This is a genomic window from Agrobacterium sp. LR_9 (assembly GCF_041954855.1).
Taxonomy (GTDB): Bacteria; Pseudomonadota; Alphaproteobacteria; order Rhizobiales; family Rhizobiaceae; genus Agrobacterium; species Agrobacterium leguminum.
Genome location: NZ_JAVAYA010000002.1, coordinates 439,477 through 448,619, shown reverse-complemented (window position 1 = coordinate 448,619; position 9,143 = coordinate 439,477). Strand labels below are relative to the sequence as shown.

Annotated in this window: 9 protein-coding genes; 5 read left to right on the top strand and 4 right to left on the bottom strand. The window is 62.1% G+C overall.

The genetic code is table 11. From position 1 onward, the window contains the following. The 4 genes from RAC79_RS04630 to recO form a co-directional block, all read left to right on the top strand. On the top strand, positions 1-191 hold a 191-nt coding region (locus RAC79_RS04630), incomplete at its 5' end, for a hypothetical protein (protein ID WP_374996933.1). 9 nt (positions 192-200) lie between these two features. Then, positions 201-953, top strand: a complete 753-nt coding sequence (locus RAC79_RS04625) for a Crp/Fnr family transcriptional regulator (RefSeq protein WP_065654134.1) — start codon at positions 201-203, stop codon at positions 951-953. 136 nt (positions 954-1,089) lie between these two features. Next, positions 1,090-1,467 carry a response regulator gene (locus tag RAC79_RS04620; protein ID WP_125145847.1) on the top strand — a complete coding sequence of 126 codons (378 nt, stop codon included), beginning with the start codon at positions 1,090-1,092 and terminating at the stop codon, positions 1,465-1,467. 69 nt (positions 1,468-1,536) lie between these two features. After that, positions 1,537-2,316: a DNA repair protein RecO gene (gene recO / locus RAC79_RS04615; protein ID WP_125145848.1), complete on the top strand. Its 780-nt coding sequence runs from the start codon at positions 1,537-1,539 to the stop codon at positions 2,314-2,316. Here the strand turns inward: recO and RAC79_RS04610 are convergent, their stop codons facing one another. Continuing rightward, complete coding sequence (locus tag RAC79_RS04610) at positions 2,317-3,531, bottom strand: MFS transporter (RefSeq protein ID WP_161987829.1); 1,215 nt, start codon at positions 3,529-3,531, stop codon at positions 2,317-2,319. A gap of 178 nt (positions 3,532-3,709) precedes the next feature. Here RAC79_RS04610 and RAC79_RS04605 point away from each other — a divergent pair, with 178 nt between their 5' ends. Beyond that, positions 3,710-4,444 (top strand): class I SAM-dependent methyltransferase, encoded by a 735-nt coding sequence (locus RAC79_RS04605; RefSeq protein WP_142844792.1) that lies wholly within the window; start codon positions 3,710-3,712, stop codon positions 4,442-4,444. Positions 4,445-4,619: 175 nt separating this feature from the next. On the opposite strand, the gene RAC79_RS04600 is transcribed toward RAC79_RS04605, so the two are convergent. The 3 genes from RAC79_RS04600 to RAC79_RS04590 are packed head-to-tail and all read right to left on the bottom strand — an operon-like array spanning position 4,620 to position 8,886. After that, entirely contained in the window at positions 4,620-5,462 is an 843-nt protein-coding gene (locus RAC79_RS04600; RefSeq protein WP_142844793.1) for an MOSC domain-containing protein, read from the bottom strand. A gap of 11 nt (positions 5,463-5,473) precedes the next feature. Then, entirely contained in the window at positions 5,474-6,118 is a 645-nt protein-coding gene (locus RAC79_RS04595) for an HD domain-containing protein (RefSeq protein ID WP_059752335.1), read from the bottom strand. After that, complete coding sequence (locus RAC79_RS04590) at positions 6,115-8,886, bottom strand: DUF2339 domain-containing protein (RefSeq protein ID WP_174039010.1); 2,772 nt, start codon at positions 8,884-8,886, stop codon at positions 6,115-6,117. Before RAC79_RS04590 ends, RAC79_RS04595 begins: the two co-directional genes overlap by 4 nt. Positions 8,887-9,143 lie beyond the last annotated feature (257 nt).

The following is a 9,143-nucleotide window of genomic DNA, read 5'->3' as shown; positions in this document are numbered from 1 at the left end:
GCCGGAATGACGGGCGGGAAATGTCGCGAACCAACGCGAACGTCGAGATTGCCCAAGCCCTTCGCTTTTTTGTGTTCGAGACGGGGCGCGACGCAATCCCGGAACGAACTGAATATCTTCACTCACCATCGGGAACCGAATACGTTCGGGCGGGTTGTTCCAAAACAATTGGGCGCAACCTTTTTCGATGATGGATATTCATGTCGCCAAAAAAACCGAACGGAATTTCCACCACCCCGTGCCAGCAATGTCCCCTGCGCGACCTACCGCATTTCCGGGATTTTTCCTCTTCCGAACTGGATTTCGTCTCGCGTTTCAAGACGGGGGAACTTGCGGTGGAAAGCGGCTCCGTCATCCTGATGGAAGGCTCGCACAGCGCCCATCTTTACACCGTTCTGCAGGGCTGGGCTTTCCGTTACAAGACGCTTGAGGACGGCCGGCGGCAAATCCTCAACTATGTCATGCCCGGCGATCTCGTCGGTCTTCAGGGCACGGTGATGGGGGAAATGCAGCATTCGGTGGAGGCGCTGTCGCCGGTGACGCTCTGCGTCTTCGAGCGCTCCCGCCTCAACAACCTCTTCACCGATCACCCGACGCTTGCCTATGACCTCACCTGGATCGCGGCGAGCGAGGAACGCATGCTGGACAACCACCTCCTCAGCATCGGCCGCCGCACCGCGCTGGAACGCGCCGCCTATCTGATCGCGTTTCTTTATCGCAAGGCGAAAGCGGTCAACCTCATCCCCGGCGAAACACCGATCCCGGTCACCCAGCAACACGTTGCCGATACGCTTGGCCTGTCCATCGTTCACACCAACAAGACCTTGAGAAAGCTCGTCGATCGCGGTCTCATCCGCTGGACGGACAAGGGCTGTCTGGTGCTGGACGATGCCGGCTTGACCAACGTGGCGGGTTGGGAAAGCGATGAAAAGCGGCAGAGGCCCTTCATCTGATCTTCCTTTGACATGTCTTTTTTAAATGACGGCGCAGCCGCAATTTGCGACTCCTGTCGTGTTATCTGACGGGAGAATCATGTCGGAGACCGCAGCTTCGAGCCGTGCGGTCCTCTTTTTGGGAAGAAGAAAACATATGGTGCCACAACGGGTTATCATCGTTGAGGATGAATATCTGGTGGCGCTCGATGTCGAAGCGGTTCTCCAGTCCATGGGGGTGGAATCCGTCGCCATCGCCACCACGCTTGCGCAGGCGAGGCAGGCTGTCGAAGAGGATGGCGCCGATTGCGTGCTTCTCGATGTCAGCCTCACCGACGGCAAGAGCTACGATTTCGCGCGCGGGCTGCGCGATGCGGGCATTCCCTTCGGTTTCGTCAGCGGTTATGGTGACACGACGGGTTTTCCGGAAGATCTCACGCACGCGCCGTTGCTCGGCAAACCCTTCGGGGAAAACGAAATTATCGATTTCGTTCTCAACCTCGTCGGCGTGGTTGACGGTGCCGTAAAAGAATAACGTTTTGCCGCCAGATCGGGTATGATCGGGCCTGAATCGAACTCCTGAATCGAAATTCGGACGCGTTTCATGCAGTGGCAGGAAGAGGCAATCATTCTCGGCGTCAAACGCCACGGCGAGACGAGTGTCATCGCCGAGGTGATGACCCCTTCGCGTGGCCGCCATCTGGGGCTGGTGCGTTCCGGCCGTTCCCGCAGCATGCAGCCTGTGCTACAGGCGGGCAACCGGGTGGATGTCATCTGGCGGGCGCGCCTCCACGATCATCTGGGTGAATTCCGCATCGAGCCGCTGCAACTGCGCGCTGCGCAGTTGATGGAAACAGCGACCGCCGTTTATGGTGTGCAGGCCATGGGCGCGTTGCTCAGGCTTCTGCCGGAGCGCGATCCGCACCCGCATCTCTATCAGGCGCTGGATATCATTCTCGACAATCTGCATGACCCCGTCGATGCCGGGGAATTGTTCGTGCGCTTCGAACTGGCGGTGCTGAACGAACTCGGTTTCGGGCTCGATCTCACCGAATGCGCGGCGACGGGGCTGCGCACCGACCTCATCTATGTATCGCCGAAAACGGGCAGGGCGGTTTGCCGCACGGCAGGTGCGCCCTATGCGGAGCGGATGCTGTCGCTTCCGGCTTTCTTAAGCGAAGGCCAGTCGAAGGCCGCCGATCCTGACAGCCTCGCGGCTGCTTTCCGCCTCACCGCTCATTTCCTCAACCGGCATGTCTACGATCCGCGTGGCCTCAACGAAAACGCCGCCCGCGACGGTTTCGTGCAGGCGGCGCTGAAGGCGCTTGAGCGCAGGGCGAAGGAGGGCAGGGCGATGTCGCCCGCCCTCGATAAGGCCGTCTGACTAGGCCATTGCAGGCCTCGGAGCCGGTCGCTCCTGAATGGGCCAATGCACGATGGCCGCGAAAATCCCCATGCCGACGCCCAGCCACCAGACGAGATCATAAGAACCCAGCCTGTCGTAAAGGAAACCGCCGAGCCAGACGCCGAGGAACGAGCCGATCTGGTGCGACAGGAACACGACGCCGCCGAGCATGCCGAGATGGCGCGTGCCGAACATGATCGCCACCAGCGCATTGGTCGGCGGCACGGTGGAAAGCCAGAGAATGCCCATGACGGCCGCAAAGATGATGACTGAAAGCGGCGATTGCGGCAGGAGCAGGAAAGCGGTGACGGCAACCGAGCGGGCGATATAGATATAGGCCAGCAGATAGGGTTTCGAATAACGCTGGGCGATGACGCCGGCGGCAAGCGATCCGATGATGTTGAAGAAGCCGATCAGCGCCATGGCGATGACGGCGTAGCGCGGTTCGATGCCAATATCGCCGAGATAGGCCGGGAAATGCGCGGTGATGAAGGCCACCTGAAAACCGCAGACGAAAAAGCCCGTGGTCAAAAGCAGGTAGCTTTTATGGCCGAGCGCTTCTTTCAGCGCTTCGCCCGCCGTCTGCTGGAACTGCGCCTGCGACTGGCTGCCGGAAGAGGAATTGCCACGCATCGGAAAGGCGAGCAGCGGCACGAGCATCATCATCGCGGCAAGCCAGACGAGGCTGTCCGACCAGCCATAGGTGGAAATCAGGCCCTGGCTGATCGGCGCGAACAGGAACATGCCGGCTGAGCCCGCCGCGGTGCCGATGCCGAAGGCGAGCGAACGCTGCTGCGGCGTGACATGGCGCGCAAAGGCCGAAAGGATGACGCTGAAGGAGCCGGCGGCAATGCCGAGCCCGACGAGAACGCCGCCGCCGAAATGCAGCCAGAAGGGCGAGGTGCCGAAGGACATGCAGATGAGGCCGGCAGCATAAAGCAGGCCGGAAAGCACGAGCACGCGGCCAGTGCCGTATTTATCGGCGATGGCGCCGAAGAAGGGCTGACCGAGCCCCCAGAAGAGGTTCTGCAGGGCCATGGCGAGACCGAAGGTGGAACGGTCCCAGCCGGTATCGGCGAGCATCGGCAGCTGGAAAAAGCCCATGGCGGAACGGGGGCCGAAGGTCATGACCGCGATCAGCGACCCGGCGGCGATAATCAGCCAGGGCATGGTCTGGCGTGTGGCTTGCGACATGAATATTCCCCCATCGCGGCGCCGCGTCCCAAAAAATAGGGACATGGCTTGCCGCAGATTCCGCTACGATGGGATGAATATTATCTTTTGTCAGCCGGTCCCACTAGCGACTTTTCTTGACGGCCACTATTCATGGGATTGATGGAATGCCCCACATGCCGCCACCGGAGAGACGACGATGAAACAGAATATCTACGACGATCCCGGGTTTTTCGAGCGCTATAGCGCCATGCCGCGTTCTTTGGAAGGTCTGCGTCAGGCCGGCGAGTGGCATAAATTGCGCGCCATGCTGCCGGAGCTGAAAGGCACGGAGTTTCTCGATCTCGGCTGTGGTTTCGGCTGGCATTGCCGTTATGCCGCAGAGCAGGGGGCGGCCCATATCGTTGGCGTCGATCTGTCGGAGAATATGCTGCGCCGTGCCGCCGAGATAAATGGCGGGCCCGGCATCGAATACCGTCGCGCCGCTATCGAAGACATCGATTTTCCGCAGGAAAGTTTCGATGTGGTGCTGAGTTCTCTCGCCCTGCATTACGTCCGCGATCTCGACATGGCATTCGCAAAGATTTTCGCCGTGCTGAAATCCGGCGGCGATTTCATCTTTTCCATCGAACACCCCGTTTTCACGGCGCTGGAAAAACAGGACTGGTTTTATGGCGAGGATGGCGAAATCCTGCACTGGCCGCTCGATAATTATCAAAGCGAGGGCGTGCGCCATTCCAAATGGATGGCGGACGATGTGGTCAAATATCACCGCACGATGTCAGGCATTCTCAACAGCCTGCTTTCTGCCGGCTTTGCCCTGACGCGTCTGGCCGAGCCGAGGCCCGATCCCGCCTTGCTCGCGGAGCGACCGGAGATGAAGCACGAAGATCGCCGCCCGATCTTTCTGATCGTCAGCGCTCGCAAGCCGTGATCGATTCCATCCTCTCCTCATCCCTGTGCTTGTCACAGGGATCCAGTCGACACGCGTCTGCGTGGCGGAAAGAGTCTTTTCAGCCCAAGGACTTGGGCTGACTGGATTCCTGTGACAAGCACAGGAATGAGGGAGGACATCCGCGTCCCTTAGGCTCGATCTGACCTGGACCGGCTTACCGCCGCTTGATCGCCCAGCCTTCCGGCCTTTCCTCGGTCACCTTCGCTACATCACCGACGGATAGCCTGCCTTCACCACGCGGCGTCACGTTCCAGCCGAACAGCGGGCCGGGCACGCGCCGGTCGCCGGACATGCGGATGCGGCCCATGGCTTTCATGGGGGAGGGCACATCGCGGGAGCCGGTCGTCTGGTCCTGCGTGGTCATGATGCAGCGGGCGCAGGGTTTGACCAGATCGAAGCGAATGCCGCCGATCTCGATGGCCGCCCAGCGGTCCTCGGCCCATGGCTCGTCCGTATCAAGCACGATATTGGGCCGGAAGCGTTCCATGCCGACCGCGTCCTCGCCATTGGCGCGCATATTGTCGTTCAGCGCGGCAAGCGAGGCGGTGGTGGTGACGAGTATCTGGTAACCGTCCGCAAAGGTGACGGGCGTTTCGTTGCCGGTCCATTCGAGGCTTGCAATGCGTTTCGAGGCGTCGTCGAAGAACACCAGCTTCACCGCGCGCCCCAGCCATGCCGAGAGCGTGTCGTTGGTCTCGTCATCGGCTATGTTGGCGCTGACGATTGATTTCCACACCGCCACATCCATGCGCTCCCCGGAAGGCCTTGCGAGAACCTCGCCATTCGCTTCCCGCGAAAGCGCCATGCCGCCATCCTCGTGCCGGGCCAGAACCGTAGCGATGGCCGGCAATTCGCGCTGGGTGATGAAATGGCCGGTGGGATCGATGAGCATGGCGCGGCGGTCGCCCGGCAGGCCTTCTGCCGAAACAGTGCTTTCGGAGAGGGGAATGCCGCGCGCGCTTTTCAGCGGATAGATGTTGAGCTCGGTCACACGCATCTCGGGTCTCCTCAAATCTCGTCGAGAAACAGGTCCAGCACCTGTTTCAGCCGCTCATGGCGGGCCTTGGCCATCTGCCGGCCCGTCTCGGTGCGAAAGCCGTCGGCCAGCTTGAACAGCTTGGTTTCGAAATGGTCGATGGCAAAGGCGCGGTCGTCAAGCGGCCGCTCCTTTGCCAGCGGGTCGACCGGGTCGTAGAGAGCCGAGCCCATGCGTCCCGCAATATAAAAGCAGCGCGCCGCTCCCACCATGCCGATGGCGTCCAGCCGGTCGGCATCCTGAAGGATTTTCGCCTCCAGCGTCTGCGGCTCTATATTGGCTGAAAAGCTGTGGGTGGTGATGGCATGGGCGGCGGCGTCGATATCGCTGCGTCGCCAGCCAAGGGCTTCAAGAATGCCCGAGGCTTTTTCCGCCGCCAGCCGTGAGGCCTGCGCGCGGAGCGGCGAGTTCTTCTCCACCGCCACGCAATCATGCAACAGCACGCTGGCGGCCAGCACAGTGCCATCGCCGCCTTCGCCCGCATGGATGCGCATGGCGTTGCGGAAGACGCGGTGAATATGGGCAAGATCATGCGAGCCGTCGCCCGTATCGGCGGCGTGCGGTATCAGGTCCTGCGCAAGCGCCGCATAGGGCGCGAAAGCCTCGGCCGCGATCATGCCTGCGGCTTCCGGGTGAGGATTTTCTGGTAGAACAGGCCGATGCCGATCAGCACTGCGCCAAGACCGATGAAGGACAGCGCTCTCAGCACGCCTTCGAGGTTGCTCATGTCGATCAGGAACGCCTTGGCAACCGAGATCAGCACGAAGGCGGCGGATGCAAGACGCAGGCTGCGGGCATTGAAGCGCGAGCCGAGCACGAGCAGCAACACGCCGATCAGCAGCCAGACCACCGAATAGCTATAGGTCTCGCCCTGCAGGAAACCCTTCCAGTCGGCAATGTTCTCGCCCTGCCAGAAACGGCGCACCGAAAGCGTGGCCCAGGCAAAGCCGAGTGCCGCACCTGCCACCGCCAGCATGCTGACATAGGGCGGCGGACGTTTTCCGCGCGCATAATAGGCCAGGCCGCCATAGGCGAGCGCCGGCAACAGGTAGCCGATCAGCAGCAGGTTGAGGAATGGAATGCTGCCGGTATTTTCGCCGGTGAAATAGGGGTTGAGCGTGAAGAAATGCATCGTCAGCACATTGATGACGGCAATCACGCCGGCAATCATCGAGCCGTAGCGGAAGACGGGGCTGGGGCTCTTCAGGTCCAGCGTCATCAAGACGCCCGAGAAGCCGATGGTCAGCAGCGTGTAGATCGACTGTTCGCCAAGCGTCGGCACGCTGTCATCCAGCGTGCCGCCATTCATCGCGTGGCGGATGAGGATGGCGACGGCGAGAAGGCCCATGACGCTGGCAATTGCCTGCAGGAAGTTCTTCGCCCTGACCCCCGGCCAGTCGCGCAGCAGCCATGCCGAAGCGACAGCCAGCAGTGCGGGAATGCCGTAACCCGGCAGAAGCGCGTTGAAGACCGGCGTGGTGCCGAGGTTCTGCGGCCCGACAATGGTGGGTTCCCAGGCGATGCGGCCGAGAACGGCAACGCTCGCCACGGCCATCACCCAGGGCAGCACATCCCAGTTGCGGTAACGTCTCGCGAGCACATAAACGAAACCGATGACGGAGAGCAGCACGGTCGTCGCAAGCCCCTGCGTCAGCGTGTGCAGGCAAAGCGTAAAGGCGGCGAAGGAGCCGAGCACGAGGATGTTCAGCGGCTTGCGATAGGCCTCGTTGTTCTGCCGGTGCAGCCACTCGGCGCCCGCAAGCAACACCAGCCCAAGGCCGAGGCCATAGGCGGCGTGCAGCCAGTCACGGCCGAGATTGCCGTATTCGACAAAGCTTGAGGTGGCGAGCCAGACGGGGAAAAGTGCTGCGATACCGGCCCAGAGCTGGGCGAAATCCGCATCTTCAGCGCCTTTGCGTTTCAGGAAAGAGAAGGCGCAGAGCACGAAGACAGCCCCGAGGCCGAGCGCCATGGCGATTTCCGCCGTGTAGCCGACCGATACGGGCGGAAGGGACACGGACGTATCGTTGATAAGGCCGATGAAGTCGATGCCCTGCCGCGACATCAGCGACACGGCAGCCTGCGCGCCGAGCGCTGCGATAATGGCGGGCCATACCGCATAGTGGCGGGCGGCGCCAAGGGCCGCAAGGGCGGCGATGAGCGCTGAAACGATGAGTGCCGGATGGGTGTCGATACCGCCATCGGCAAACAGGAAACCGATGGCCGGCAGGATCACGGCCATCGACACGGTGAGATTGAGGGCGAGCGACGGGCGCAGCATAAGCCGCATGCCGCGGATGGCGCGCCGCTCGGGAGCGGCGGTTTCGCCGGTCTCCGCAGGCGGCGTGTCGAATGTCTTTCCGGGCCAGAGGAATATGGTTCCCGCCAGCATGACGAGCAGGGCAAGCGTTGGCGGTTCGGCGCTGATCGTTTCGGAAAATCCGATATAGCCGAGCGCCCAGAGGCCGAGGCCGGCATTGGCGAGAGAGGGAACCACGGTCCAGCCCTGCCTGCGCGCCGCGGCCGCTGTTGCCAGCCAGGAGATGGTGAGGAACACGAAGAGCGCCCAGATATTCGGCGTCTCGGTGGAAATCAGCGCCGGCGTCAGCATCGAACCGAGAAGGCCGAGACCGGCCAGCGCCTGCCCGTGCAGCAGCGAAAGCCCGATGGTGGCGAAGGCGACGAGCCCGAGCAGGCCAAAAGCCATGCCGGGGCCGATATAGCCGTAAATGCCATAGGCGGCGTAGACGACGCCGAACAGCGTCAAGGCGCCGGCCGCCGTCAGCACGCCCGGGATCATGGCGTTGGAATAGGTGGCGGCGATGCCCGGCACCGCCTTGCGGCGGACAGCCTCGCCGGCAACGCCGAGAACGAGGCCGAAAATGGCGGCGAGCGACAGCCTGACCGCCGGGCTGAGCAGCCCCGATTCGATCGAATATTTGACGAGGAAAATACCGCCGAGCGCCAGCGCCAGCCCGCCGGCCCAGACGGCCCAGCGCGCACCGAGCAGGCTTTCGAAGCTTTCCTTCGTTGCCGGTGCGGATGCCGTATCGCTCGCAGGAGCGGAAGGTGCCTCCTCGCGGACGGCGTCTTCCGCCTGCACCATGGCGGCGGCTTCCTGCGGCTCGGAGGCGTATTCAGCCTGGAAGGTTGCGTCTTCCGCAGGCGTCCTGCTTTCGTCTTCCGCCTTGAGATCCGGTCTTGCCGTGGATTCCGCGTTCTCCGCCTGCGCCGCCACAGGCGACGTCACGTCCGCAGCCATCAGCCGCTTGAGACTGAGAACTTCCCGTTCCAGCGACTTGATTCGACTTGAATTGCGGATGCTCGCGACCAGCGTGTAGACGAAGGCCGCGACGAGGGCGAGGATAAACAGCGGGATTTCCAAACGGACTCTCCAATTACGAAGCTGTTTTTAAAGCCCTTTTGGTGAATTTATGCAAGGCCCGGTTGATGACGGATGCGGCTGGCGAGGGAGTAAGCCGCTTGTTTCTTCTCCCCGCCGGGGAGAAGTCCGCGGCAGCGGGATGAGGGGGCAAGGGTGGAGATATACGGAGAGCTTGCCCCCTCATCCGACCCTTCGGGCCACCTTCTCCCCGGCGGGGAGAAGAAACGGGAGGCCCCCGCGTGCCCACTGCGCATTCA

Coding starts and splice junctions, on each gene's coding strand:
- RAC79_RS04620 (WP_125145847.1), top strand. CDS start 1,090: ATGGTGCCACAACGGGTTATCATCGTTGAGGATGAATATCTGGTGGCG.
- RAC79_RS04605 (WP_142844792.1), top strand. CDS start 3,710: ATGAAACAGAATATCTACGACGATCCCGGGTTTTTCGAGCGCTATAGC.
- RAC79_RS04600 (WP_142844793.1), bottom strand. CDS start 5,462: ATGCGTGTGACCGAGCTCAACATCTATCCGCTGAAAAGCGCGCGCGGC.
- recO (WP_125145848.1), top strand. CDS start 1,537: ATGCAGTGGCAGGAAGAGGCAATCATTCTCGGCGTCAAACGCCACGGC.
- RAC79_RS04625 (WP_065654134.1), top strand. CDS start 201: ATGTCGCCAAAAAAACCGAACGGAATTTCCACCACCCCGTGCCAGCAA.
- RAC79_RS04610 (WP_161987829.1), bottom strand. CDS start 3,531: ATGTCGCAAGCCACACGCCAGACCATGCCCTGGCTGATTATCGCCGCC.
- RAC79_RS04595 (WP_059752335.1), bottom strand. CDS start 6,118: ATGATCGCGGCCGAGGCTTTCGCGCCCTATGCGGCGCTTGCGCAGGAC.